This is a genomic window from Amycolatopsis thermalba (assembly GCF_003385215.1).
GTDB lineage: Bacteria > Actinomycetota > Actinomycetes > Mycobacteriales > Pseudonocardiaceae > Amycolatopsis_E > Amycolatopsis_E thermalba.
On the sequence record NZ_PQHW01000024.1, the window covers coordinates 1 to 25074 of the forward strand.

General features: G+C 73.3%; 23 protein-coding genes and 1 pseudogene. 5 read left to right on the forward strand and 19 right to left on the reverse strand.

Annotation, left to right across the window (positions count from 1 at the left end; all coding sequences use genetic code 11):
- The 3 genes and pseudogenes from D0D15_RS12595 to D0D15_RS12605 form a co-directional block, all read right to left on the reverse strand.
- Positions 1 to 1214, reverse strand: a pseudogene (locus D0D15_RS12595) (fibronectin type III domain-containing protein); the annotation flags it as partial.
- A gap of 6 nt (positions 1215 to 1220) precedes the next feature.
- On the reverse strand, positions 1221 to 2615 hold the full coding sequence (locus tag D0D15_RS12600) for a sensor histidine kinase (RefSeq protein ID WP_115944448.1): 1395 nt from the start codon (positions 2613 to 2615) through the stop codon (positions 1221 to 1223).
- Positions 2612 to 3295 carry a response regulator transcription factor gene (locus D0D15_RS12605; RefSeq protein WP_233157252.1) on the reverse strand — a complete coding sequence of 228 codons (684 nt, stop codon included), beginning with the start codon at positions 3293 to 3295 and terminating at the stop codon, positions 2612 to 2614. The genes D0D15_RS12600 and D0D15_RS12605 overlap by 4 nt, the downstream gene beginning before the upstream one ends.
- Before the next feature lie 118 nt (positions 3296 to 3413).
- Between D0D15_RS12605 and D0D15_RS12610 the strand changes: the two genes are divergently transcribed.
- Complete coding sequence (locus D0D15_RS12610) at positions 3414 to 4070, forward strand: winged helix-turn-helix domain-containing protein (protein WP_094005424.1); 657 nt, start codon at positions 3414 to 3416, stop codon at positions 4068 to 4070.
- Here D0D15_RS12610 and D0D15_RS12615 read toward each other — a convergent pair.
- The 4 genes from D0D15_RS12615 to D0D15_RS12630 form a co-directional block, all read right to left on the reverse strand.
- A complete protein-coding gene (locus tag D0D15_RS12615; RefSeq protein ID WP_094005423.1) occupies positions 4052 to 4570 on the reverse strand; it encodes a hypothetical protein in 519 nt (172 codons plus the stop codon). The two genes, D0D15_RS12610 and D0D15_RS12615, sit on opposite strands and share 19 nt — an antisense overlap.
- Before the next feature lie 313 nt (positions 4571 to 4883).
- On the reverse strand, positions 4884 to 5708 hold the full coding sequence (locus D0D15_RS12620) for a thioesterase family protein (protein ID WP_094005422.1): 825 nt from the start codon (positions 5706 to 5708) through the stop codon (positions 4884 to 4886).
- Between the two features lie 66 nt (positions 5709 to 5774).
- Positions 5775 to 6092, reverse strand: coding sequence for a hypothetical protein (locus tag D0D15_RS12625; protein WP_115944449.1), 318 nt, complete (start codon positions 6090 to 6092; stop codon positions 5775 to 5777).
- Positions 6093 to 6105: 13 nt separating this feature from the next.
- Positions 6106 to 6396, reverse strand: a complete 291-nt coding sequence (locus D0D15_RS12630) for a hypothetical protein (protein ID WP_143266186.1) — start codon at positions 6394 to 6396, stop codon at positions 6106 to 6108.
- Between the two features lie 166 nt (positions 6397 to 6562).
- Here D0D15_RS12630 and D0D15_RS12635 point away from each other — a divergent pair, with 166 nt between their 5' ends.
- Positions 6563 to 7339, forward strand: a complete 777-nt coding sequence (locus D0D15_RS12635) for an alpha/beta fold hydrolase (RefSeq protein ID WP_094005419.1) — start codon at positions 6563 to 6565, stop codon at positions 7337 to 7339.
- An 82-nt stretch (positions 7340 to 7421) separates the two neighbouring features.
- On the opposite strand, the gene D0D15_RS12640 is transcribed toward D0D15_RS12635, so the two are convergent.
- Positions 7422 to 10856: an indolepyruvate ferredoxin oxidoreductase family protein gene (locus D0D15_RS12640; RefSeq protein ID WP_094005418.1), complete on the reverse strand. Its 3435-nt coding sequence runs from the start codon at positions 10854 to 10856 to the stop codon at positions 7422 to 7424.
- A gap of 154 nt (positions 10857 to 11010) precedes the next feature.
- On the opposite strand from D0D15_RS12640, the gene D0D15_RS12645 reads away from it, so the two are divergent.
- A complete protein-coding gene (locus D0D15_RS12645) occupies positions 11011 to 11493 on the forward strand; it encodes an Lrp/AsnC family transcriptional regulator (protein ID WP_094005417.1) in 483 nt (160 codons plus the stop codon).
- 9 nt (positions 11494 to 11502) lie between these two features.
- On the opposite strand, the gene D0D15_RS12650 is transcribed toward D0D15_RS12645, so the two are convergent.
- The 7 genes from D0D15_RS12650 to D0D15_RS12680 form a co-directional block, all read right to left on the reverse strand.
- The gene (locus tag D0D15_RS12650) at positions 11503 to 13239 is read right to left on the reverse strand and encodes a flavin-containing monooxygenase (protein ID WP_198958218.1); all 1737 of its coding nucleotides are present in this window, start codon (positions 13237 to 13239) and stop codon (positions 11503 to 11505) included.
- Between the two features lie 26 nt (positions 13240 to 13265).
- Complete coding sequence (locus tag D0D15_RS12655; protein WP_094005416.1) at positions 13266 to 14327, reverse strand: SDR family oxidoreductase; 1062 nt, start codon at positions 14325 to 14327, stop codon at positions 13266 to 13268.
- Between the two features lie 34 nt (positions 14328 to 14361).
- Positions 14362 to 15372, reverse strand: coding sequence for an ABC transporter permease (locus D0D15_RS12660; protein WP_094005415.1), 1011 nt, complete (start codon positions 15370 to 15372; stop codon positions 14362 to 14364).
- Positions 15373 to 15376: 4 nt separating this feature from the next.
- On the reverse strand, positions 15377 to 16915 hold the full coding sequence (locus D0D15_RS12665; protein WP_094005414.1) for a sugar ABC transporter ATP-binding protein: 1539 nt from the start codon (positions 16913 to 16915) through the stop codon (positions 15377 to 15379).
- A 1-nt stretch (position 16916) separates the two neighbouring features.
- Positions 16917 to 17873, reverse strand: coding sequence for a substrate-binding domain-containing protein (locus D0D15_RS12670; RefSeq protein WP_094005413.1), 957 nt, complete (start codon positions 17871 to 17873; stop codon positions 16917 to 16919).
- 47 nt (positions 17874 to 17920) lie between these two features.
- On the reverse strand, positions 17921 to 18712 hold the full coding sequence (locus tag D0D15_RS12675) for an SDR family NAD(P)-dependent oxidoreductase (RefSeq protein WP_094005412.1): 792 nt from the start codon (positions 18710 to 18712) through the stop codon (positions 17921 to 17923).
- A 125-nt stretch (positions 18713 to 18837) separates the two neighbouring features.
- A complete protein-coding gene (locus D0D15_RS12680; RefSeq protein WP_094005411.1) occupies positions 18838 to 19629 on the reverse strand; it encodes an IclR family transcriptional regulator in 792 nt (263 codons plus the stop codon).
- A 93-nt stretch (positions 19630 to 19722) separates the two neighbouring features.
- On the opposite strand from D0D15_RS12680, the gene D0D15_RS12685 reads away from it, so the two are divergent.
- Together D0D15_RS12685 and D0D15_RS12690 are read left to right on the forward strand one after the other, a co-directional pair.
- A complete protein-coding gene (locus D0D15_RS12685; protein WP_094005410.1) occupies positions 19723 to 20586 on the forward strand; it encodes a transketolase in 864 nt (287 codons plus the stop codon).
- Complete coding sequence (locus D0D15_RS12690; protein WP_094005409.1) at positions 20583 to 21569, forward strand: transketolase family protein; 987 nt, start codon at positions 20583 to 20585, stop codon at positions 21567 to 21569. Before D0D15_RS12685 ends, D0D15_RS12690 begins: the two co-directional genes overlap by 4 nt.
- A gap of 52 nt (positions 21570 to 21621) precedes the next feature.
- Here the strand turns inward: D0D15_RS12690 and D0D15_RS12695 are convergent, their stop codons facing one another.
- Genes D0D15_RS12695 through D0D15_RS12710 form a run of 4 tightly spaced genes read right to left on the reverse strand, consistent with a single transcriptional unit; the run spans position 21622 to position 25072 of the window.
- A complete protein-coding gene (locus tag D0D15_RS12695; protein ID WP_094005408.1) occupies positions 21622 to 22563 on the reverse strand; it encodes a PDR/VanB family oxidoreductase in 942 nt (313 codons plus the stop codon).
- Between the two features lie 16 nt (positions 22564 to 22579).
- The gene (locus D0D15_RS12700) at positions 22580 to 23305 is read right to left on the reverse strand and encodes an SDR family NAD(P)-dependent oxidoreductase (RefSeq protein ID WP_115944450.1); all 726 of its coding nucleotides are present in this window, start codon (positions 23303 to 23305) and stop codon (positions 22580 to 22582) included.
- Entirely contained in the window at positions 23302 to 23802 is a 501-nt protein-coding gene (locus D0D15_RS12705) for an aromatic-ring-hydroxylating dioxygenase subunit beta (RefSeq protein WP_094005406.1), read from the reverse strand. Before D0D15_RS12705 ends, D0D15_RS12700 begins: the two co-directional genes overlap by 4 nt.
- A complete protein-coding gene (locus tag D0D15_RS12710; protein WP_094005405.1) occupies positions 23795 to 25072 on the reverse strand; it encodes an aromatic ring-hydroxylating oxygenase subunit alpha in 1278 nt (425 codons plus the stop codon). Before D0D15_RS12710 ends, D0D15_RS12705 begins: the two co-directional genes overlap by 8 nt.
- Positions 25073 to 25074 lie beyond the last annotated feature (2 nt).

The following is a 25074-nucleotide window of genomic DNA, read 5'->3' on the forward strand; positions in this document are numbered from 1 at the left end:
ACGCTGGGCCCGGTCGGGGGCCCGTTCTGGGGCCCGTTCTGGGGCCGGTCCTGGGGCTGGGTGACGGGCGCCTCCGGCGGCGGGGCCACCGGCGCGCCCGGCTCGTCCGGCCGCTGCGCACCGACCACCGGCACCTGGTTCACCGCGCCGTCGTGGTCGACCACGAGCACGTGCCGTCCCTCGGCGCCGTCCACGTACACGCGGGCGTCCTCGCCGCGCGCCAGCCGCGGTTCGCCGGCCTCCGGCGGCACCGGCATCGTCCGCTTCGGATCGCCCTGGCTGCTGTAGGTCAGCACCGTGCTCCGGGTCAGGTCGAGCAGCACCACCGACGATCCGCTGACCGTCGGCCCGGCGTAGTCGCCGTCGGCCAGCGCCAGGCTGATCGGCGCCGCGGGCGCCCGCCGCTCGTCCAGGCCGGCCGAGTCGACCAGGTGCAGGCGCCGGGTCGCCGGGTCGAGCACGGCCACCCGGCCGTCCGCGTCCGCCGGGGCGATCCGGGCGTTGGGCGGCAGGTCCATCCGCGCCGGCACCGGCTCGCCGAACCCGTCCCCGGTCACCGGGCGCAGCACGTCCGACGTGGTGTCGACGAACGCGGCGTCCCGGCCGACCACCGTCAGCCCGCCGGTGTGCCCGGCGGGCGCGGCGACCGGGCAGGACACCTGCTCCGCGTCGCGCGGCAGCCGGCACAGCACCCCGGAATCCAGGCGGTGCAACCACACCGTGCCGTCCGGGGTGGCGACCGGGTCGCCGAGCACGCCGCCCGCCGGGATGGTCACCGCCCCGTCGCCGAGCCGCACCACCCGGCCGGCCTCGCGGTAGACCAGGTAGGGGCCGCCCGGGGTTTCGATCGCCACCGGCACCTCGCCGGTGGGCGGGACGTAGCTGCGCTCCACGCTGAGATCGGACTTGCCGAACTCGTAGATCCGCGAGCGCCCCACCACGTACCCGCTCGTCTCGCCCTGCACGACCTGGCTGCCCGGCTCCAGGCCCGGTACCTCCGCGGAGGCGTCCACGGTGCGGGCCGAGCCGTTGATGTGGAAGACCCGGTCCAGGCCGGGGAAGGCGATCCAGTGCCCGCCCTGCGCCAGGTTCAGCCCGGGCAGCGGCCGGCCCGCGGCCGACACCGCGACCGCGACCCCGGCGACCACGACCGCCACCAGCAGCGCCGTCGGCAGGCGGCGGCGCAGGCCGGACCGGGAAGCTCGCTCGTCCATGCGGATCTACCCCCGATGCTCGCTGAACCAGGACGGGGCCCCGGGCTGACCGAAACCGGGCTGACCGAAACCGGGCTGACCGAAACCGGGCTGGCCGAAACCGGGCTGACCGGAGCCGGGCCGGCCGAAACCGGGGTGGGCGGCGTCGCTGAGCGGCAGCACCAGTTCGAAGATGGCGCCGCCCTCCTCGGCGTTGTACACGCGGAGCACACCGCCGTGCGCCTGCGCGACCCAGCGCACGATCGACAGCCCGAGCCCGCTGGAACCGCCGCCGCTGCTGAAGCGGTCGAAGTTCTCCGCGGCCACCGCCGGGTCGATCCCGGGGCCGTGGTCGGCCACGGTGACCCGGCCGCCGGCGACGGTGATGTGCACCTGCGCCTGCGCGCCCGGCTGCCTGCCGTAGCGGATCGCGTTGTCCAGCAGGTTGCTGATGGCGCGCTGGACGAGCGCGGGATCCGCGTCGACCCGGGTCGGCGCGGCGGTCACGGTGATCTGGGCGTCCTCGGCCGGGGTCTCCGCGACCACGCCCGTCACCAGCTGGTCCAGCCACACCGGCTGGATCGCCAGCCGCTCCACCCCGGCCGCGAGCCGCGCCCGCACCAGCAGGCCGTCGATGATGCTGCCCATCCGCCCGGCCAGGCGCACCGTGCGCGGCAGCAGCTCGGCGCCCTGGTCGGGGTGCCGGGTCGCGGTCTCGGCCAGCGCCCGCAGCGCCGCGACCGGGGTGCGCAGGTCGTGGGCGGTCTCGGCGAGCAGCACCTCCTGCTGCTCCAGCGCGGCGGTCGCGGGGCGGATCGCGCGCCCGGACAGCAGGTGCCCGGCCACCCCGACCGCGGCCAGCAGCAGCACGCACCCGCCGATCACCATCAGCACCATCTGCTCGTGCCGCGACTGCTCCGGTTCGGCGTCCATGACCGCGACCACGGCGCCGACGTACTGGCCCCTGGGGTTGCGGAAGGGTTCCGCGCCGATCCGGACCAGACGACCGTCCGTGGCACGCACGTTGCCCTTCAGCAGGGTGCCGGACTGCGCGGCGCGCTGGGCCAGGCCACCCAGCACCGCGTTGTCCACCGGCACGCAGACGCGCTGGCTGAAGAACGGGTCGAACCGCTCGACGCCGCTGGGCAGCACCGCGAACTGGGGGCACTTGGTGCTCAGCTCGTCCTCCGCGAGGAACGCCGTGACCAGCGCGTCGTCGTACTGCAGCACCCGGGACATGGTGGAGGTGACGCGGCGCAGCTCCCCGTCCAGCGCCTGCTCGCCCCGGTCCTTGTCGGCCTGCACCACGAGCATGGCGAACACCAGCAGGCCGACCGCGTTCAGGGCGGTGAACAGGCCGGTGAGCACCCACCGCAGGCGCCGCAGCCGCTCGGCCGCCGAACCGGGACGCGGGCCGCTCACGGCGCCATCCGGTAGCCGACGCCGCGCACGGTCTGCACCGGGTCCGGTTCGCCCAGCTTCCCCCGCAGCCGCCGCACCACCACGTCCACCACGTTCGACATCGGGTCGGTGCTCGAGTCCCAGCAGTGCTCGATCAGCTCCTCCCGCCGCACCGCCTGATCCGGCCGCGCCATCAGGTACTCCAGCACGGCGAACTCCTTGCCGGACACCGTGACCAGGACGCCATCGCGGCGCACCTCGCGGCGGGCGCAGTCGACCTCCAGGCCGCCGTGCCGGAGCACCGACGGCCGCCCGCTGCCGGACCGGCGGCACAACGCGAGCACCCGGGCGGCCAGCTCGGCCGGGGCGAACGGTTTGACCAGGTAGTCGTCGCCGCCGTGCTCGAAGCCGGCGATGCGGTCCTGCACCGTGTCGCGCGCGGTGAGGAACAGCACCGGCACCGCCCATCCGGCCAGCCGCCGCCGGTGCACGTAGCCGATCGCGTCGCCGTCGGGCAGCATCCGGTCGAACACCACGCAGGCGTGCCCGGCCGCGGCGAGGGCGGCCGAGGCCTCGGCGAGGCTCGCGGCGGCGTCCAGCCGGAGACCGGCGGCGGACAGTTCCGCGGTCACCGCGACCCGCAGGTCCTCGTCGTCCTCGACCACCAGCACCCGGGGCTGGGTCGTCACAGGTGCGGACACGGCGGATCCTTCATCACGGGGAGCGTGTGCACGGAAGCTTAGCGTGCCCCCGGATCTCGTTCGCCCGGTTTGCGGGTATTGGCAGGAACCGGCCGTGGTGAGGCGATACCGTGGCGGGGTGCGTGTGCTGGTCACCGAGGACGACGAGAACCTCCGGGTGGCCGTCGAGGCCTCGCTGCGGGGGTCCGGGTTCGCGGTGGACGTGGCCGCCGACCTGCCCGCGGCGGACGAGGCGGTGAGCGTCAACTCCTACGACTGCACGGTGTTCGACCGCATGCTGCCCTCGGGGGACGCCCTGGGGTACGTGGCGGGGCTGCGGCGGCGCGGCTGGCCGGTGCCGGTGCTGTTCCTGACCGCGCGGGACACCGTCGGCGACCGGATCGCCGGGCTCGCCCACGGCGACGACTACCTCGTCAAGCCGTTCGCGATGGCCGAGCTGGTGGTGCGGGTGCGCAGCCTGTGCCGCCGCGGCGCGGCGCCGCCCGCCCCGGTGCTGCGGCACGGGGACGTCGAGCTGGACGCCGGACGGCACGAGGCGCGGCGGGCCGGCACCCTGCTGACCCTGACCGCGAAGGAGTTCGTGGTGCTGGAGCGGCTGGTCGCCGCGGGTGGGCGGCCGGTCCGCCGGGCCGAGCTGATCGCCGCGGCGTGGGACGAGTTCGTGCCGCCCGCCTCGAACGTGCTCGACGTGCTGATCGCGGGGCTGCGCGGCAAGCTCGGGCCGCCACCGGTGCTGCACACCGTGCGCGGCGTGGGCTACCTCCTCGGCGCTTGAGGGTCCACTGTGGAGTTGCTCCGGATCGTGTGCTCCAGCAGCTCGTGCCCGTCCAGGCCGCCGGTGAACCGGATCTTCGCGCCGTCGGCGAAGGTGACGACGCAGCTGTAGTCGCGGATGAGCAGGCGGGTCAGGACGGTGCTGCGGTGCGGGCGGAACGGCGTGACCGCGGTGACCGCGTGCCACGGCCAGGCCCGCGTGCGTCCCTTGGCGGTGTGCACCAGGCCCGCGGCGCGCACCTCGAACGTCTCGGACGGCCCCCGCCGGATCAGGCGCCCGGCGAAGAACAGCGCGAGCAGCGCGGCCAATGCGGTCACGACGATGCCGAAGCTGATACTGGTGGTGTACCGGTAGGAGTAGCCGGAGCGCATCATCAGCACGGTGCCGGCGCCCACGACCACGGCGACGACCAGCGCGGCCGCGGCGACCGGCACCAGTCGCAGATGGGAGACGCGGTAACGGTGCAGCACCGCGCCCAGCAGGGCGGGATCGGTCGTCACGGGGCCACCTCCGGCCGGGTTCGCGGACACCCGGCGATTGTGTGCCCGTCCGGCTCGCCCGGGCCAGGGCGGTGGCCGGAAACGGACAGTCAGGCAGGCGGGTCCAGGCGGATACCCGCCAGCTGAGTCGCCTGCGCCACCAGACGGCCCCGGCTGTCCCACACCGCCCGGCGAGCCCGCCAAGCCAGGCGGATCACCGCACCCACACTCAGGCAGACGGACCCAGGCGAATACCCGCCAGACGGCCCCGGCTGCACCACAAACATGCTCACCAACGGCGCTCGCGAGGCCAGGCGGATCACCGCACCCACACTCAGGCAGGCGGGTCCAGGCGGATACCCGCCAGCTGAGTCGCCTGCGCCACCAGACGGCCCCGGCTGTCCCACACGAAACAGACCTCGTCCACGCGGTTGTCCTCGATCAGCCGCGCCTGGTGCAGCACCCGCACCGGGCCCGGGGCCGGCAGCGCGCGCACGTAGGCGGTCAGCTCCAGCGTCGGCACCCAGCCGGTGAGCGCGATGTCCAGCGTCGCGGGCGGGAACGCGTCCACGGCGTAGAGCAGGGCCAGCGGGTCGAAGTCCGCGCCGCCGGGCAGGCCCAGCCAGCCGCGCAGCACGCCGGCCCCGCTCGGGGCGCCCCGGCCGAAGCCGAGGTCCTCGGGCTGGATGCGCAGGTCGACCTGGTCCATGATCGCCGGCCCCGGGCCGCCACCGGCCGGGCCGGTGACCGGCACGCACTCGGCATACTCGCGCCCCTCCGGCTCGGGCATGCCCTCGCTCCAGTACGGCTTGGACTCCGCGTCGAGCGTGCCGAGGGTGAACATCGCCTCCACGCACGGCTGGTCGCCCTGGGTGAGGCGGGCCCGCACCTGGCTCGCCGAGCGGCCGGTCCGCAACACCTCCACGGCCGCCTCCACCGGACCCGGTTCCGGCGCGCGCAGGTAGTGCGCGCTGGCCGCGAGCACGTCCCGGTGGGACGCGGAGTGGGTGGCGGCGCGCCCGAGCATCGCCAGCAGGTAGCCGCCGTTGGGCTTGCCGCCGATGGTCCAGTCCGGATGCGCCTGCGCCGCGAAGCGGCCCGGCGCGATCTCCTCGACCCGGCTGACGCCGTCGAAGGTGGTGGTGGCGTGGTCGGTCACTCTCGCATCCGTTCGGTCGTGGCGGCTGTCCGGCAGACAGCATGACACGAGACCGCGCGGAGGCCCCTAGCAGAGCCGGATCTCCTCCACCGAGGGCATCTTGCCCACGCGCCATTCGGTGAAACCCGTGCCGGGCAGGATGGACCTGCACGATCCGTCGAAGTCGTCGTCCCAGATCAGCCGCACCCGGTAGGCCCGCGGGCAGTTGTTCTTCACCTCGGCGTGGGACCGGAACCCGGTGATCGTCCAGTCGTCCCACTGGCGCAGCGAGAAGCACGCCGGGGCGGCTTCCGCGGGGGTGAGCTGGGCGGCTTCGGCCGTGGTGGCCGCGGTCGCCCATCCCGCCGTGGCGGCCAGCACGACCGCCCATCGCCGGTGTCTCACGAGCCGACTCCCTTCAGCAGCGCCGCAACTCCGAAACCGAGGGGTGCGGCCCGAGGCGGCCTTCGGTCCACGAGGTGCCCGGGTCGAGGATCCGGCACTCGCCGTCCCGCGCCCACGACCAGATCATCCGCACCGTGAAGGTCCGGTCGCAGTGGTTGGTCATCCGCGCCCACGAGTTCCACTCCTTGTCGCTGACGTCCTGCGTCTCCCACTGGTCGAGGCGGACGCACCCGGGCGCGACCTCCGCGGTGCCGGCGTTCGCCACGCCGGGAACCAGCGCCGACAGGACGAGCACGGCAGCCACTGGGACAACACGCGGAAACCGCCGGGCACGCGCCATGGTCCTCCCCCATCGCCGGTCCTTTTCGGACACCGTGATCGCACCACGGCTGTGACAGCGGCCGCAAGGAGCGTCACCCCATTCGATCCGGTGAGAGACTGGGGGTACGACCACGGGAGAACGGAGAGTCATGACCGACCAGGTGATCGCGGCGGACGGAACCACGCTCGCGGTCCAGCGGCAGGGCACGGGGCGTCCCCTCGTGCTGCTGGCGGGCCAGGCCAACGACCACACCTGGTGGGACTCCACCCGCGGCGACTTCCACCCGGCCCACAGCACGATCACCATGGACTACCGCGGCACCGGGGCGAGCGGGAAACCCGACGCGCCCTACTCCACCCGGTTGTTCGCCGACGACGTCGTCGCGGTCCTGGACGGGCTCGGCATCGAGCGGGCGGACGTGTACGGCACCTCCATGGGCGGGCGGGTCGCGCAGTGGCTGGCGATCCGGCACCCGGAGCGGGTGGACCGGCTGGTGCTGGGCTGCGCCTCGCCGGGCGGGCAGCACGCCGTCGAGCGCTCGGCGGAGGTGCGCCGGGCGCTGCTCCGGCCGGACGCCGCGGAGACGCTGGCCGACCTGATGTACACGCCGGGCTGGCGGGCCGCGCACCCCGGGCCGTACCGCACGCTGGGCGATGCGTCGATGCCCGCGCACGCCCGCAAGCACCACCTGCGGGCGAGCAACGAGCACGACGCGTGGGACGCGCTGCCGCGCATCACCGCGCCGACGCTGGTCCTGCACGGCGAGGACGACCAGCTCACCCCCGCCGTGAACGCCACCCTGATCGCGCAACGCATCCCCGGCGCGCGGGTGCACGTGTTCCCGGGAGCGCGGCACGCCTACTTCGAGGAGTGCCGCCCCGAGGCGAGCGACCTGGTGGCGGATTTCCTCGCGCGGCCGGCCTGACCCGGGTCCCGGCGGCGGTACTCGGCAACCCCGGCGAATTCGAGCAGCACCAGCCCCGCCCAGCCCGGGCCCCAGCCGCCGCTCACGCCACCGGCGTGCGGCCGCTGCCCGCGTGATCGACCCGCTCCAGCAGCTCCGCCTGGCGGCGGTGGTACTCGGCGACCCCGGCGAGCTTGACCTCCTCGTAGCCGCGCACCACGTCCGGCAGCTCGGCGAGTTCGAGCAGCACCGGCTCGGGCGCCCGGCCGGCCAGCGCGCGGGTGATCGCCGCGCGGTAGTCGGTGATCAGCTGCCGTTCCACGCGCCGCACCTCGGCGTGGCCGAACACGTCGAACCGGGTGCCGCGCAGGCGCCGTCCGGCCCGCAGCAGCCGCAGCACCGGCCGCGCCCACGGGCCGAGCCCGATCTTGCGGTTGAGCCCCATCGCGCGCAGCACCGGCGGGTGGAACTGGAGCGCGTACCGGGCGCCGGGGCCGAACTGCGCCTCGATCCCGGCGGCCAGCGCCGGGTCGAGCGACAGGCGCGCCACCTCGTACTCGTCCTTGTAGGCCATGAGCTTGTAGAGGTTGCGGGCGACCGCCTCAGCGACCGGGCCGTCGCCGGCGCGGGCGCGGACCTGTTCGACGAACTCGGCGTAGCCACGCGCGTAGTCCTCGTCCTGGTAGGCGATCAGGTCCGGCACGCGCACGTCGAGCAGCCGCGCCAGCTCGCCGCCCTCGGTGCGGACCAGCGACCGCACCCGGCGGACCGCGGCCGCATCCACCGAACCGACGGCCGGCTCCGGGGCCGGCTCGGCGGCCAGCGCGTCCGGGTCGGCCACCAGCTGCCGGCCGCGGCGGAACGCCTGCAGGTTGGCCGGCACCGCGGTGCCGTTGATCTCGATGGCCCGCTCGATGGCCGCGGCGCTGACGTTCAGCGCGCCGGTCTGGTACGCCGCGCCCAGCTGGAGGATGTTGGCGAACTGGTCGTCGCCGAACAGGGCCTCGGCCGCCGCGCGCGCGTCCAGGTAGTGACCGCGGGCCGTCGCACCGTCCAAAGCGGACTGAATCGACGACCGGTCCGGAAAGGACACCGCGGTGTCGGCGATCATCCGCCCGGTGGGAACCTCCGAAGTGGACACCACGGCGACCGTGCGGGCCGGGTCGGCGACCGCCAGGTACGTGGGGTCGGCGCCCACGAGCGGATCGCAGGCCAGGTACAGGTCGCACTCCCCCGCGGCGAGCTTGGCCGCCTGCTCCACCGGCCCGGTGGTGATCTTGACGTCGGAGACCACCGCGCCGCCCTTCTGCGCGAGCCCGGTCTGGTCGAGGGTCCGCACGTGCCGCCCGTCGAGCACCGCGGCGGTGGCCAGGATCTGCGCGACGGTCACCACGCCGGTCCCGCCGATCCCGGTGATCCGCACCGCCACGTCACCGGACGCGGCCACCGGTTCGGGCAGGGCCGCCGCGTCCAGCGGCGGCAGCTCGCGGCGCCGCGGGCGGTCGCCGGGCACCACCGTCACGAACGACGGGCAGTCGCCCTTCAGGCACGAGTAGTCGACGTTGCACGAAGCCTGGTGGATGCGGGTCTTGCGGCCGAACTCGGTGTCGGCCGGCTGCACGGACAGGCAGTTGGACTTCACCCCGCAGTCCCCGCAGCCCTCGCAGACCCGCTCGTTGATGAACACCTTCGTCGCCGGGGTTTCCTGCTTGCCGCGCCGCCGCTTGCGCCGCTTCTCCGCCGCGCACTCCTGGTCGTGGATGAGCACCGTGACGCCCGGGACGGCGGCCAGCTCCTCCTGGGTGCGCAGCAGGTCGTCGCGGGAGCGCACCTGCACCCCGCGCGGGAACCGCAGGCGGCGCAGCCGGCGCGGCTGGTCGGAGGTGATCACGACCCTGGCGGCGCCCTCGGTGAGCAGCAGCGCGGCGAGCTTGTCCAGCGGCAGCGCCCCGACCGCGTCCTGCCCGCCGGTCATCGCCACCGCCGAGTTGTGCAGCAGCTTGAACGTGATGTTCACGCCCGCCGCGACCGCCGCCCGCACGGCGAGGCTGCCCGAGTGGGTGAAGGTCCCGTCGCCGATGTTCTGCACCAGGTGCCGCGTCGCCACGAACGGCGCCATCCCGATCCACTGGGCGCCCTCGCCGCCCATCTGCGTGATGCCGACGACGTCGCCGACCTGTTCGGGCTCCATGAACAACGCCATCGTGTGGCAGCCGATGCCGGCCCCCACGAGCGTGCCCTCGGGCACCTTCGTCGAGGAGCTGTGCGGGCAGCCCGAACAGAAGTAGGGGGTGCGGGCCAGCAGCGGCACCGCGATCCGCTCCCGGCGGCGCCGCCCCCGCCAGGCCCGCACCGGCTCGATGTCACCGAGCACGCGGGCCAGGCCCTGGGCGATGGCGTCCGGGTCCAGCTCGCCCAGCTCGCTGAACAGCGTCCGGCCGTCCGGACCGGTCTTGCCGTGCACCCGCGGCGCGCCCGGGTGGCCGTAGAGGATCTCCTTGACGGCGGGCTCGACGAGCGCGCGTTTCTCCTCCACCACGACGATCCGGTCGAGGCCGCGCGCGAACTCGGTGACGATCCCCGGCTCGACCGGGTGGATCACGCCCAGCTTGAGCAGGCGGATGCCGTAGCGGGCCAGTGCGTCGTCGTCCAGGCCGAGCGTGCGCAGCGCCTGCCGCACGTCCAGATAGGACTTCCCGGCGGTGACGATCCCGATCCGGTCCCCGGGGCCGGACCGCAGCATCCGGTTGACCCCACTGGCCCGGACGTACTCCAGGGCGAGCGGCAGCCGGACCCGGTGCAGGCTGTGCTCCAGCGTGGCCAGTTCCGGGCCGACCAGGCGGCCGCTCGGGCGGTGGCCGTAGGCGCCCTCGGGCAGCACCGGCGCGGACCACGCCGGGCCGGCCACCGCGGTGGCGGCCGCGTCGGCGACGTTCGCGACGATCTTCATCGCCGACCACAGCCCGCTGGCGCGGGACAGCTCCACCGCGTGCCGCCCGTGGTCCAGGACGTCCTGGGAGTCCGCCGGGAAGAACACCGGCATCGCCAGGTCGGCCAGCGCGTGCTCGGACGCGCACGGCACGGTCGAGGACTTGGCGTTCGGGTCGTCCCCGACCAGCGCGACCGCGCCACCACGCGGGTGGGTGCCGGCGAGGTTGGCGTGCCGGAGGGCGTCCGTGGCGCGGTCCAGGCCCGGCGCCTTGCCGTACCACCAGCCGGTCACGCCGTCCGGGCGCAGCGCGCCGAGGTTCGCGGCCAGCTGGCTGCCCATCACCGACGTGGCGGCCAGCTCCTCGTTGAGCCCGGGCCGGTGCACGACCGCGTGCTCGTCCAGCAGCGCGGAGCGCCGCGCCAGCTCCAGGTCGAACCCGGCCAGCGGCGAGCCCTCGTAGCCGGAGACGAAGGCGGCCGTGTCCGTCCCGGCCCGCCGGTCGAGCCGGACGCGGTCCAGCACGACCCGCACCAGGGCCTGCACGCCGGTCAGGTAGACGGTTCCCGAGTCGCGCACGTACCGCTCGTCCAGGGTGAAGGTCGTCATGCCGGGCCTTTCGCGTCACGCCGGTTGGGACGTGGATCACTTCAGCCAAGGACGTGCGGCGGCGCAACAACGAGCGGTCCTGCTCGGCGCAGCACGCAAAGATCCTCCGGCGAGGAGTGCACCGGCTCACATCTGTTGCGTACGATCACGCGCCATGGCCGACGAACTGATCGACGGGACCGACCGGGAGATCCTGGCCCTGCTGCGGGAGGACGCCCGCCGGACGCTGTCCGACATCGCCTCCCGCGTCACGCTGTCCACGGCCGCGGTGAAGCGGCGCGTCGACCGCCTGCGGGAGACCGGCGTCATCACCGGGTTCACCGTGCAGGTCGACCACGCCAAGCTCGGCTGGGGCATCGAGGCCTTCACCGAGCTGCGGTTCTTCGGCACCACCAACGTGGACGAGATCGTGCAGACGACCACGCGGATGCCGGAGGCACAGGCGGTGTTCACCATCGCCGGCGACCCCGACGCCCTGGTGTGGCTGCGGGTGCGCGACGTGCAGCACCTGCAACGCACGGTCGACGAGCTGCGCCGCAGCCACCGCATCACCAGCACGAAGACGCTGATCGTGCTGGACTCGTGGACGCGCGGCCAGGACTGGCCCGGCTCGCCGGCCGAGCCCCCGCGGAGCTGACCGCTCGCCTCACCCCGCCTGGTCCAGGCTGCGCCGCAGCTGGAAGGCGAGCACCTTGGAGTAGGTCCGGCACATCTGGAAGTTGCCCGCGGTGAACCACAGCCCCGGCTGCGCGGTGTGCCGCCACATGTTGCGGACCTCGCCCTCGTCGTCGTAGCCCCAGATGGGTCCCACGGTGTCGGCGACCTCGTCCCCCATCAGGCGCCGCAGGCCCTCCTGCTGGCTCTGGTACCCGGTGGCGAGCACGACGAGGTCGGCCTCGACCACCGAGCCGTCGGACATGCGCAGGCCCTCGCGGGTGAACCGGTCCGCGTCCGCCCACTGCACCAGGCCGATCTCGCCGGAGATCAGCAGGTCCGAGCACCCGACGTTGAGGTAGTACCCGCCGCCGCGGCGCATGTACTTCATCTGCTGCCCGGTCTCGTCGTGGCCGTAGTCGGTGCGGAACCCGATCCGGTTCAGCCCCGCGACGAGGTCCCGGTCCAGCTCCTTCATCCGCGCCGTGAGCTGCTTGGCGCCCACGACGAGATCCGGGTACGGCACCGACAGCCCGATCAGGTCGCTGTCCTCCAGCGTCGGCGCGGTCAGGTAGGAGGCGTCGGCCAGCGCGGCGCTCGGCTCGATGCTCACCACCGTCGTGGGGTTGCGCTGGATCATGGTCACCGACGCGCCGTTGGCGTGCAGGTCCTGCGCCACGTCGTGGCCGCTGTTGCCGGTGCCGACGACGATGACGCGGCGGCCGGCGTAGGCGGCCCCGTCCTGGTAGGCGCTGGAGTGCACCACCTCCCCCGCGAACTCGCCCAGGCCGGGCAGGTCCGGGACGAACGGCAGGCCGCTCACCCCGGTCGCGATCACGACGTGCTTCGGGCGCAGCACGCGCGTGCTGCCGCCGGCGCGCCGCACCCGGGCCTCCCAGGTGCCGCTCGCGGCGGAGTAGGCGGCGCCCTCGAAGGTGGTGCCACCCCAGAAGTTGATCTCCATCGCGTCCACGTAGGACTCGAACCAGCCGGCCAGCTTGTCCTTGGGCACGAACACCGGCCAGGTCTGCGGGAACGGCAGGTACGGCAGGTCGTTGAGCCACACCGCGTTGTGCAGCGTGAGAGCGTGGTAGCGCTTGCGCCAGTTGTCGCCGGGGCGCTCGTGGGTGTCGACCACCAGCGTGTCGACGTCGAGCTGTCCCAGGCGCGCGGCGAGCGCCAGCCCGCTCTGCCCGCCGCCCACGATGAGCACGTCCGGCTCGTGATCGGCGTAGGCGCGCGCCGCCTCCCGGCGGTCGAGCCAGTTCGGGCCCCCGAACTTCGCCGAGTCGCGCTGGCCGACCGGCCGGTTCTCGCCGACCGGCTCCGGGTAGCCGGCCAGCTGGTCCAGCGTGGTCAGCAGGGTCCGCGCCACGTGACCGCGCCCGGGCTCCTCGACCAGGCGCACCACGCCCGCGCCGCTGCCCGCGGTGACCTCGAACTCGAAGATCGCCTCCAGGGTGCGGATCCCGTTGCGCTCCACGAACCGCGGCGGCGTGCGGCCGGCCGCGACCCGGAATCCGGACGCCTTCGCGACCGGCTGGAGGGCGGCCAGCTCGGCGGGCACCCGCTCCCCCGCGACCGTGTGGATGTCGTCGGTGAACGCCACCAGATCGCGCCAGTAGCACTCGCCGGCGAACAGCGGCGACAGATCGGCCCCGTGGGTCAGCAGGTTGCCGAACTCGTCGAGCCAGCTGGCGGCGATCGTCTCCGGGCCGGGCGTCGTCATCATCGTCTCCTGAGGGTCGCGGGCGGTCACGGGATCAGGCGCAGGGCGCGCATCCGGTCGAGGTTGTCCAGGAAGCTGTCGTGGGTGTCAATGCACTCGGTGAACCCGGCGCGGCGGATCTTGATGGTGCTCTGCACCATGTCGGCGCCGTTGGCGAGCCAGCCGTCGATGAACGGCCACGACGCCAGCGCGGACAACGGCAGCGGCCGCAGCTCGTGGGCGGCGGCCAGGGCGCCCCAGGTGGCGCCCTTGTCCGCCATCTGCTCGGCCAGCGGCATCGGCTGCGGCGGGGCCGCGGGCATCCCGAAGAACCCGGCGATGTCGGGCCACAGGTGCTGCCAGCGGAAGTGGTCGCCGTTGGTGACGTTGAAGACCTCACCGCGCGCGGCCGGGCTGTCCAGGGCCCACTCGACGGCGCCGGCGACGATCCGCGCGTCGGTGGCCTGGTGCAGGGCGGTCCACACCTGCGGCGTGCCCGGGAACCGCAGCGGCACGCCCTGGTGCTTGCTGACCGCGGCGAACACGGCCAGCCCGGTGACGAGGTTCATCGGCGAGCCGAGGCTGACCCCCAGCACCCCGTCCGGCCGCAGCACCGTCCAGGTGTACCCCGCCCGTTCCGCGTCCGTCCACAGCAGATCTTCCTGGTCGTTGTAGAAGATCGGCCCGAGGAAGCGCGGATCGCTCTCCTTGGCCGGGGTCTTGTAGTGGCCGAGGTGCTCCCCGTAGGACTTGCCGCCGCCGATGAGCACGACGTGCCGCACGGCGGACGCACTCGCGTGCAGCGCGTCCAGGAGGTTCCGCAGCATGGCGACGTTCGGGCCGACGGTGGCCGCCATGGTCTCGCGCTCGACGTAGGCGGCGAACACGACCTCCGTGATGTCCGCGCGGCCGGCCAGCGCGGCGGCGGTGGCCGCGGGGTCGAGCAGGTCGACCTGCACGTGGTCGTCGATCACGCTGCCGTCGGGGAGCGTGACCGGGCCGCGGCGCGCCAGCGTCGCCACCGGCCGGTCGTGGTCGCGCAACCGCTGCGCCACCGCCCCGCCGATCACGCCGTGCGCACCGACGACGAGTGTGGTCCGAGTTGTCACTGTTGTTCTCTCCCAGTGGTTTCGTGGATCCGGCTCAGGCCGGGCCCGCTCCGGTGCGGCGGGACCGCAGGCGGTCCAGCGCCACGGCGACGACGATGACGGCCCCCTGGATGATCTGCTGGTAGAACGACGACACGTCGAGCAGCGTCATGCCGTTGACCAGCACACCCATGATGGCGGCGCCGAGGAAGGTTCCGGTCAGCGAGCCGCGCCCGCCCATCAGCGAGGTGCCGCCGAGCACCACGGCCGCGATGGCGGACAGCTCGTAGCCGCTGCCGAGGTCGGGAACCGAGCTCTGCAGGCGGGCCGAGGCGATCACGCCGCCGATCGCCGCGCACAGTCCGGACAGGACGTACACCCACACGAGCACGCGCCGGACCGGGATCCCGGCCAGCCGCGCCGCTTCCGGGTTGCCGCCCACGGCGAACACCCACCGGCCGAACACCGTGCGGTTGAGCAGGTAGCCGCCGATCGCGAACACCGCGACCATGACGAGCACCGGAGTCGGGATGCCCAGCACTGCCCCGCTGCCCAGCGTCGCGTAGCTCAGGTCGGTGGAGAACAGCGTGGTCCCGTCGGTGCCCACGTAGGTCACGCCCCGCAGGTAGGTGAGCGCGGCCAGGGTCACGATGAACGGGGCCAGCCCGAGACCGGCCACGAGCGCGCCGTTGACGAGCCCGATGGCCACGCCGGCCGCGAGCGCCACCGGGAGCGCGACCAGCGCCGGCACGCCTCCCAGCGACAGGGACACCGCCACGAACGCGGTGACGCCCACGGCCGAGCCGACCGACAGGTCGATGCCCGCGGTGATGATGACGAAGGTCAGGCCCGCGCCGAGGATCGCGGTGACGGCGATCTGCCGGGCGATGTCCAGCAGATTGGGCACGGTGAAGAAGTAGGGCGCCGCGATCGCGAACACGACGACGAGCACGAGCAACGCGGACAGCACGCCCAGCCAGTCGGTCACGCTGGCCCGTCCGCGCGGCCTGCGCCGCGGGTCCGGGCGCTCGCGCGGGACGGCTTCGGTCACTGACGTGGTTTCCATCGGATCACCTCCGGGTGAGTTCGGCGGCCGCGTCGGCCGGGCCGGTCGCGTGCCGGATGACCTCTTCCTCCGTCATCGCCGCGCCGGACAGCTCGGCGACGATCGACCGTCCGCTCATCACCAGGACGCGGTCGGCGAGGCCGAGGACCTCGGGCAGTTCGGAGGAGATGAGCACGACGGCGACGCCGCGCGCGGCGACTTCGTTGACGAGGGCGTAGATGTCGGCCTTGGCGCCGATGTCGACGCCGCGGGTGGGCTCGTCGAGGATGAGCACCGCGGGGCGGCGCGCCAGGCACCGGGCGAGCAGGACCTTCTGCTGGTTGCCGCCGGACAGTTCGGCGACGCGCTGGTCCAGGCCGGCCGCCTTGATCCGCATCCGGTCGGCGTAGGCGCGCGCGGCGGACCTGCGTGCGCCCGCCGAGGTCCGGCCCAGCGGGCGCCGGCCCAGGCGGGTGCCGGCGCACACGTTGTCCGCCACCGACATCGCCGGGAACAGGCCCTGGCTCTTGCGGCTCTCCGGCAGCATCACGATGCCCGCGGCCGCGGCGGACGCGGGCCGCCGGGTGTCGACCGGCCGGCCGTCCACGGTGACGACGCCTCCGTCGCCGCGGTCGAACCCGGCGATCAGGCGGCACAGCTCGCTGCGGCCGGCGCCGACGATGCCGGCGAGCCCGACCACTTCACCGGCCCGCACCTGGAACGAGCACTCCCGCACGTCCCGCGATCTGATCCGCTCCACCCGCAGCCGCACCTCCGCCGACGGGCGCCGCTCACCGTGCTGGTAGAGGTTCGCGACGGGCCGCCCGACCATCGAGGTCACGATCCGGTCCTCGCTCATCCCGGCGCGGGACATGGTGTCGGCCACCCGGCCGTCGCGCAGGACCGTGACGCGGTCGGCGATCCGGTCGATCTCGGCCATCCGGTGGCTGATGTAGAGCAGGCCGAGGCCGGCGTCGCGCAGTTCCGCGACGATTCCCAGCAGCGCGTTGGCCTCCTCGTCGGACAGCGCGGCGGTGGGCTCGTCGAGCACCAGTACGCGCGGGTGGTCGGCGAGGGCGCGGGCGATCTCGACCAGCTGCTGCTGCCCGGTGCCCAGGTCGGCCACGCGGGCGTCCGGATCGAGCGGCGCGCCGACCCGGGCCAGCGCGTCGGTGGCCCGTGCCCGGGCCGCGCGGCGGTCGAACCGTCCGCCGCGCCGCCGCGGCTCCCGGCCGAGCACGATGTTCTCGGCCACGGTCAGCTCCGGCACCAGGCTCAGTTCCTGGTGCACCACGGTGAGCCCGCGCTGCCGGGCGTCACCGGGGCCGGTGAAGGTCACCGGCACGCCGTCGACCAGGACGCGGCCGCTGTCCGGGGCGTGGATACCGGTCAGCACCTTGATCAGCGTGGACTTGCCCGCCCCGTTCTCCCCGGCCAGCACGTGCACCTCGCCGGGGGTCAGGCCGAGCGAGACACCGCGCAGCACCGGGTTGCCCGCGAAGGACTTGGTGACGTCCTCCAGCCGCACCACGGCTGTGTCGGCTGTGTCGTTGTGGACTGCCATGTCAGCCCCAGCTCGGGTAGGCGCCGAGGGTCTGCGGCGTGACCAGCACGGTGGGGATCAGCACCGGCGCGGAGGGCACCTGCTCCTTGCGCGCGAGGCGGGTGGCCAGGTCGAGGCCGGTGCGTCCGAGCTTCGCCGGGTCCTGCCCCGAGGTGCCGATGATCAGGCCCTCGCCGAACAGGTCGGTCAGCTGGCGGGCGCCGTCCACGCCGACGACCTTCACGCGGGCGCCCTTCTGCTGCGCGGCGAGCGCGATGCCGATCGCGGTCGGGTCGTTGACGCCGAAGAACCCGGCGACGTCGGGGTGGGCCGTGAGGATGTTGCTCGCCACGGTCATGCTCTTGTCCCGAGTCAGGTCGGCGCGCTGGGTGGCGACGACCTCGATCCCGGGCGCCTGCGCGAGAGCCTGGCGGCAGCCGGTCATGCGGTCGGCGATGGCCGAGACCGCCGAGCCGTCCACGATCGCGATCTTCGCCCGGCCGCCGAGCTGCTCGGCCAGGTAGGCGCACGCGTCGCGGCCCGCCTGGACGTTGTCGCTGGCGACGGTGGCGTCGGCGCCCGCGGCGGCGACGTCGATGGCCACCACCGGGATGCCGGCCTGCTTGGCGCGCAGCACCGCGGGCCCGATCCCGTCCGAGTCGACCGCGTCGACCACGATGGAACCCACGCGCTGGCGGATGAACGCGTCGATCTGGTTGCTCTGGGTCGCCACATCGGCGTTGGCGTACTGGACGGTGACGCGCACCCCGGGGCCGGCCGCCTCCTCGATCGCCTTGCCCTCGGCGAGGAAGAACGGGTTGGACGCGGCGTTGAGGGTCACGCCGACGGTGAGACCGCCGTCGCCGGAACCGGCGCCGGCGGCACAGCCGGTGAGTGCGGCGAGGACCGTGAGCCCGGCCGCGGCCAGTGCGCCGGCGCGGCGCAGCGGCCGCCACGAGGGCAGCATGCGATGGATCATCGTTGATTCCTTGTCTGTTCGCGGAGGGGCAGGGATCGGCTGGATCGTCAGACGACCGGGGTCACGCCGCCGTCGACGCAGAAGTTCGCGCCGGTCACGAAACCCGCGCGGTCGGAGGCCAGGAACGCCACCATCTCGGCGACCTCGCCGACGGTGCCGAGCCGCCCGAGCGGAATGCCGTTGAGCTCGACGTATCGCCGCAGCGCGGTCTCGCGGTCCACTCCGAACTCTTCGGCGAGGCTGTCGGCGAGACCACCGGGACGGTCGTAGATGGGTGACCGGACGAATGCCGGGGAGACCACGTTGGACCGGATGCCGGACGGCGCGAACTCGGCGGCGAGCACCTTGGACAGCATCAGCACAGCGGCCTTGGACACGCTGTAGTCCGGCAGCCGCGGGTTGGGCATGCGAGCCGCTTCCGAGGCGATGTGGACGAGCACGCCCGAGCCGGCGTCGCGCATCACCGCCACCGCGGCGCGGGCCGCCCGGACGTAGCCCATGAGGTTCAGCTCGAGTGTCGCGGCCCAGTCGTCGTCGGTGATGCCGAGGAAACCGTCCCGCACCGGGGCGACCCCGGCGTTGTTCACCAGCACGTCGACGCGCCCGAACGCCTCCAGCGCGGCCGCGATCATCTCCTCCGCCGCGCCGGGTGCACGCAGGTCGGCGCGCACGGCCCGCACCCGGTCGGGGCCGGCGAGTTCCTCGAGCCGCGTGGTCTCCAGGTCGGCACCCACGACCAGGGCGCCCGCGTCCAGCACGCGCCGGGCGCAGGCGAGCCCGATCCCGCCGCCCGCGCCGGTGATGACCACGACCCGACCGGACAGGTCACCGTCGACCATGACTGGCCTCCCTCAGCCGTCAGGCAGGGGCTGGAGCGCCCCGCGTTGGGAGACACATTCTCACACAAAGGACGACTCGTCTAGTAGGTGAGAATTTCAGGTCGAGCGCGACCGGGCGAGCGCCGTCAGTCGAACCGCGCGATGTTCTTGCCCGCGAGTTCCGACCCCAGCGCGCGCGACACTTCCTGCCCCGCGTCGAGCAGCAGGTCGCGCCAGCGGGGGAAGTCCTCGCCGAGGATCGACTCGCGCACACCGCTGATCGACACCGCGGCGCGGACCTCACCCCGGTAGTCCACGACCGGCACCCCGATCGCCGCCACGCCGACCGTCACGTCCTGGTCGCTGAGCGCGAACCCGTCCTCCCGGGCCTGCCGCAGCAGCTTGCGCAGCGCGCCGGGCTCGGCGGGCGTGGACCCGGTGAAGCGCGGCAACGGCACGTTGCGCTCGAGGTAGGCCTCCCATTCGGTCTCCGGCGCGAACGCCAGGAGCGCGCGGGAGGCCGCGCCCGCGTGCAGCGGCAGCGACCCGCCCAGCTGCAAGGCCAGCGACTGCACCCGCTTGCCGGCGAGCCGTTCGATGCACACGGCGGCGTCCCCCCGGCGGACGCACAGGAAGACCGTTTCCCCGGTCAGGTGGTGCAGCCGTTCCAGGACCGGTTGCGCGAACTCGCGCTCGTCGAACCGCGCGACCACCGCGGTGCCCAGGGTGAGCAGCTTGAACCCCAGGCGGAACTGCCCGCGCCGGGATCCGTGCTCCACCAGGCCCTCGGCCTGCAGGCTGGACAGCAGCCGGTAGACCGAGCTGCGCGGCTCCCCCAGCGCCTCGGCCAGCTCCGCCGCCGTCGCCTCTCCCTGCGCGAGGTGGTCGAGCACCTGCGCCACCTTGCGCACCAGCATCACGCTTCCGTCATTCGCCACCTCGGAATCTTACCGCTGTGCGGACACGACGACCATCAGAAAGGAATCTCGTTCTATGGACAGCATGCCCGATAGGCGGTACTTTGCCGTCTCATGACAGTCGTCAAACCCGATCCGCGGCCCGGGCTCGCGGACCTCATCGACACCATCAGCGAGCGCGCGCTGCACGCCCGCCTGGAAACCGTCCGGCTGATCTCCATCGCGAAGACCGGCCACTACGCCTCCGGCTTCTCCTGCGCGGAAATCCTCGCCACGCTCTACTACGGCGTCATGCGGCTGAAGCGCGGCGAGCCGGACTGGCCCGAGCGGGACCGCTTCCTGTTCGGCAAGGGCCACGCCGCGGCGACGCTGTACCCGCTGCTGGCCGACTGGGGGTTCTTCGACCCCCGCGAGCTGGACTCCTACACCCGGCTGGGCAACGCGTTCGGCGATCACCCCGACATGACCCGGATCCCCGGCATCGACTTCAGCAGCGGATCGCTGGGCCACGCGCTCTCCACCGGCACCGGCATCGCCCTGGGCACCCGGATGCGGGGCTACGACTCGAACGTCTTCGTCCTCCTCGGCGACGGCGAGCTGCACGAGGGCCAGATCTGGGAGGCGGCGCTCGGCGCGGCCCACCACCGGGTGTCGAACCTGATCGCGATCGTCGACCGCAACGACCACTCCCTGGACGGCCGGATCGACACCGTCACCGGGATCGAGCCGCTCGAGGACAAGTGGCGCGCCTTCGGCTGGCAGGCCCACCGGGTCGACGGCCACGACGTGGCCGCGCTGCTCGGCCTCCTGCGCGACGTCGTCGCGGACACCACGCGCACCGCTCCCGCGGTGATCATCGCCGACACCGTGAAGGGCAAGGGCATCTCCTACATGGAGGCCGAGTTCGGCTGGCACCTGGGCTGGCTCGCCGAGCAGGACGAGCGCAACGCGATCGAGGAACTGCGGAGGGGCCGATGAGCGTCGCACCCGGGCTGCAGCCCGAATCCTGGCACCTGCTGACGCTGCTCGACCGCGCCCCCGGCCTGCACGCGCTGGCCGACACCCTCGGCGACCTGGTGGACGAGGGACACCCGATCCTCGCCGGCACCGCGGACCTGAAGTACTCCAACGGCCTCATCCGCTTCCAGGACCGCCACCCGGACCGCTACGTGCAGTTCGGCATCTCCGAGCAGCACATGGTGTCGGCCGCCGCGGGCCTGGCCACCACCGGCTGGCAGCCGCACGTGGCCACCTTCGCCTCGTTCCTGGCCCTGCTCGCGTGCGAGCAGATCCGCACCGACGTGGCCTACACCCGGCTCCCGGTCCGGCTGATCGGCCACCACGCCGGCATCACGCTGGGCTACTACGGCACGTCCCACCACGCCACCGAGGACCTCGCCATCACCCGCAGCATCGCGGGCCTGACCGTGATCGCCCCGGCGGACGCGGCGCAGCTGCGGTCCGCGCTGCGGGCGGCCACCGCCTGGCCGGGACCCATCTACTTCCGGATCGGGCGCGGGCAGGATCCCGACGTCTACGACCGCGGCGACCGGGAATTCACCATCGGGCGGGCGATCGAGCATTCGGCGGGCAGCGATCTGACGATCATCGCCACCGGATCGATGGTGCACCCCGCGCTGGCCGCGGCGGCGGCGCTCGAGGCCGAGGGGATCTCGGCCGGCGTGCTGGACATGCACACGATCAAGCCGCTGGACGCCGACGCGGTGGCGCGGGCGGCCGCCCGGTCCGGCGTGATCCTGACCGTCGAGGAGCACAACATCCTGGGCGGGCTCGGCGGCGCGGTCGCCGAAGTCGTCGCCGAAGGGGGCCTGCCGGCCCGGGTGGTGCGGCACGGGATCCGGGACGAGTACGCCCTCATCGGGCCGCCGACCCACCTGTACCGGCACTACGGCCTCGACGCGGACGGAATCGCCCGCGCGGCACGGGCCGCCCTGGGCTGAACGGCCCGTGCCGGAGCAGCGGCGCCACTGCCGCTGCTCCGGCACGAGCGGGTCAGTACAGCTCGATCTTCAACCGGGGCGTCTTCGCGCGGGAGACGCACAGCGCCATCTGGTCCCCGGCGGCGCGGTCCGCCGCCGACAGGCAGTTGTCCCGGTGCTCCGGCACGCCGTCCAGCACCCCGGACACGCACGAGCCGCAGATCCCCTCCTCGCACGAGGAGAACACGTCGATGCCGTTCTCGCCCAGCACGGACAGGATCGACTTGCCCGCGGGCACCTCGAACACCTCGCCGGTGTCCAGCTCGACGGTGAACGGCCGGTCTCCGCTGGTGTCGATCTCCGCGGCCACGAAGTGCTCGACGTGCACGTGCTCCTCGCCGACGACGGGCGCGAACACGGCGGTGACCTGCGCCATGAACCCCTCGGGCCCGCACGTGTAGAGGTGGGCGCGCGGGTCCAGGCCGGCGGCCACCTCCTTGAGCAGGGTGGGGTGGTCGGCTCGCGGGACGCCGAAGTGCAGCCGGGCCCCGAACTCGGTTTCCGCCAGCCCGGCGAACGCGGCCTGCTCCCGGGACCGCGCGAAGTAGTGCAGCTCGAACTCCGCGCCGCGGCGGTCCAGCTCGTAGGCCAGGCTCAGCAGCGGGGTCACGCCGACGCCGCCGGCCACCAGCACGTGGCGGTCGGCGTCGGCGATCCGCAGCAGGTTGCGGGGTTCGCCGATCTGCAGCGTGTCGCCCACCTCGACGGTGTGCAGGGCTTCCGAGCCGCCGCGCGAGCCGGCCTCCTTCTTCACCGCGATCAGCAGCGACGAAGTCTCGTGCGGCGGCGAGCACAGCGAGTACTGGCGCACCAGACCGGTCGGGCCGGTGACGTCGACGTGCGCGCCGGCCTCGTACGGCCCGAGCGGGGCGCCGTCGTCGCGGACCAGGCGCAGGCTGCGGATCCCGGTGGCCTCCTCGGTGACCTCCGCGACGCGGACCACGGTTGTCGTCATCGTCCCTCCCTCGGGGTCAGCGCAGGTACAGCCCGCCGTTGGCGTCCCAGCAGGCGCCGGTGACCGAGGCGGCTTCGGGTGCGGCGAGCAGGGCGACCATGCGCGCGACGAACGCCGGGTCGCCGAGCCGGCCCACCGGGATGGTCCGCACGAACCCGTCCAGATCGTCCACTATGGACCGGACCATCGGGCTGTCCTGCGGTCCGGGCGACACCGCGTTGACCGTCACGCCGTGCGGTGCCAGTTCACGGGCGAACACCTTGGTGGCGGCCAGGATCGCGCCCTTGGACGACGCGTAGTGCCCGCCGGTCGCGGTCGCGCCGCTCTGCCCGGCCAGCGAGGCCATGTTCACGATCCGCCCGTAGCCCTGCGCGGCGAAGTGCGCGCCGAAGATCTGGCAGGCGCTGAACGTGCCGCCCAGGTTGACCTTCAGAACCGCGTCCAGCTCCTCGGCCGTGATGTCCATCAGCTTCTTCGCCTGGGTGCGGGCGGCGTTGTTGACCAGCACGTGCACCGACCCGAAATCCGCCAGCACCGCCGAGAGCAGCCCCTCCAGGGCCGCGCGGTCGGCGACGTCGGCCGCGTACCCCTTGGCCTCGCCGAGTTCCTTCGCCAGCGCCTCGGCGGCGGTGCCGTCGAGGTCGGCGATGGCGACGCGGTAGCCCTCGGCGCGCAGGCGCCGCACGATCGCCTCGCCTAGGCCGTGGGCACCACCGGTGACCACGGCGGTCTGCGCGCTCACAGCAGGAATCCCGCGGCGGGCACGGCGTCCTCGCTGTCGACCAGACGCACGACCTTCTCCGCGATCCGGTTGCCGGACTCGGACAGCCGGATGCGGTGGCGCACGTCGGCGGCCCAGATGTCGTGCCGTCCGCGCTTGTACGCGATCAGCACCTGCGCCGACCGCAGCACGACTTCGCTGTCCGACACGGATTCCGGCACGAACCGGGACACGGTGCGCACGGTCCGGGCGGCGTCGACCGCGGCGATCGCGTAGCCCTCGGTCATCCGGGCCACGCGCGCCTGCCGCATGCGCGCGTCGTCGTAGATCATGTTGAGCGAGCCGGCGAAGTCCTCGGTGTCCGGGTCGATCGGGACGACGTAGTAGGCGTCATCGGTGTAGAGCTCCTGCCACACCAGGTAGTCCTTGCGGTCGAGCAGTTCCGCTTCGCGCCAGACCAGCTCGATCGCGCGCGTGACGCGCGCGTCGGCCGCCGGGATGATCGTCGCCTCAGTCATCGCTCATCATCTGCTTCCACTGGGAGTACGCGGCGCGCATGCCGGTCTCGTCGGTCACGTGGGAGGTCGGCCAGCCGTGCTCGTCGGCCTTCTCCCGGCCGAGGCCGCGGTTGACCAGGATCGGCATGCCCGGTGCCGCCTGGGCGCCACGCTGCACCCGGTCCCAGCCCTCGGCGTCGTCCGGGGTGCCGAACCCGAACGGGCCCTGGAAGTGCTCGTGGATGCGCAGCCGCTCGCGGTTGACGACGTCGAGCTCGGGCGGGCCGTCCGGGCCGATCGCGATGTGCTCGATGATCGTCTCGTCGACCGAGACCGGCCGCAGGACGCGGAAGAACGCCGCCGACATCGACACGTTCGGGAACAGGTTGAGGTTGAACCCGGTGCCGTGCATGGCGCGCACCAGCTTGCGCACCTGCGCGTCGTCGAGGGTCTTCGACAGTTCGGCCACGACGTGGCCGAAGCGCGCCTGCAGCGGTTCGGTGCCGTCGTCGGCGTCGAGGTCGGAGTGCTCGGGCACCATCTGCATGACGCTGTGACCGTTGCCCAGCGCGTGCGTGATCGCCGCCGGATCGGTCATGAACGACATCATGTCGGCGGTCTCGGCGTCCACCGACGCCATCCACGACCGGTGCACGATCGGGAAGTGGTAGCCGTCGGTGGTGTTCTCCAGCTGGATCTTCCAGTTGCCGCGGAACCGGAACTGGTGGCGGCCCAGCACCTTGACCGGGTAGCCGCCGCCCTGCTTCATGAACCGGTCCAGCCACAGCTTCGCGTCGCCGAGGAAGTCTTCCAGCGGCTCGATGTCGTGGTCGAACGTCGCGAAGACCATGCCGCCGTAGGACTCCGTGCGCAGCTTGCGCAGCGACAGGTCCTTCTTGTCCACCACGCCCTCGTACCCGTCCGGGTAGGGGATGCCGCGCAGCGTGCCGTCCAGGCCGTAGGACCACGCGTGGTAGGGGCAGGTGAAGCCGTTGGCCTGCCCGCGCGGCTTCTCGCAGAGGCTGGCGCCGCGGTGGCGGCAGCGGTTGAGCAGCGTGTGCAGGGTGCCCTTGCGGTCGCGCGAGACGATCACCGGCTGGCGGCCCGCGTAGGTGGACTTGAAGGTGCCGGGCCTGGGCAGTTCGCTGTCGTGCGCCACCCACACCCAGGTGCGCTCGAAGATCTTCGTCATCTCCTGCTCGAAGATCTCCGGGTCGGTGTAGAGGCGGCCGGCGACCCGGTCCGGCCGGACGAGGTCCGCGGGCGCCTCGGCGAAGATGTCGTCGGTCATGG

Bases quoted from the DNA above. Each gene is read 5' to 3' on its own strand.
- D0D15_RS12640 (WP_094005418.1), bottom strand. From the start codon at position 10,856: ATGACGACCTTCACCCTGGACGAGCGGTACGTGCGCGACTCGGGAACC.
- D0D15_RS12660 (WP_094005415.1), bottom strand. From the start codon at position 15,372: ATGGAAACCACGTCAGTGACCGAAGCCGTCCCGCGCGAGCGCCCGGAC.
- D0D15_RS12690 (WP_094005409.1), top strand. From the start codon at position 20,583: ATGAGCGTCGCACCCGGGCTGCAGCCCGAATCCTGGCACCTGCTGACG.
- D0D15_RS12685 (WP_094005410.1), top strand. From the start codon at position 19,723: ATGACAGTCGTCAAACCCGATCCGCGGCCCGGGCTCGCGGACCTCATC.
- D0D15_RS12635 (WP_094005419.1), top strand. From the start codon at position 6,563: ATGACCGACCAGGTGATCGCGGCGGACGGAACCACGCTCGCGGTCCAG.
- D0D15_RS12705 (WP_094005406.1), bottom strand. From the start codon at position 23,802: ATGACTGAGGCGACGATCATCCCGGCGGCCGACGCGCGCGTCACGCGC.
- D0D15_RS12665 (WP_094005414.1), bottom strand. From the start codon at position 16,915: ATGGCAGTCCACAACGACACAGCCGACACAGCCGTGGTGCGGCTGGAG.
- D0D15_RS12645 (WP_094005417.1), top strand. From the start codon at position 11,011: ATGGCCGACGAACTGATCGACGGGACCGACCGGGAGATCCTGGCCCTG.
- D0D15_RS12710 (WP_094005405.1), bottom strand. From the start codon at position 25,072: ATGACCGACGACATCTTCGCCGAGGCGCCCGCGGACCTCGTCCGGCCG.
- D0D15_RS12670 (WP_094005413.1), bottom strand. From the start codon at position 17,873: ATGATCCATCGCATGCTGCCCTCGTGGCGGCCGCTGCGCCGCGCCGGC.
- D0D15_RS12675 (WP_094005412.1), bottom strand. From the start codon at position 18,712: ATGGTCGACGGTGACCTGTCCGGTCGGGTCGTGGTCATCACCGGCGCG.
- D0D15_RS12650 (WP_198958218.1), bottom strand. From the start codon at position 13,239: ATGACGACGCCCGGCCCGGAGACGATCGCCGCCAGCTGGCTCGACGAG.
- D0D15_RS12695 (WP_094005408.1), bottom strand. From the start codon at position 22,563: ATGACGACAACCGTGGTCCGCGTCGCGGAGGTCACCGAGGAGGCCACC.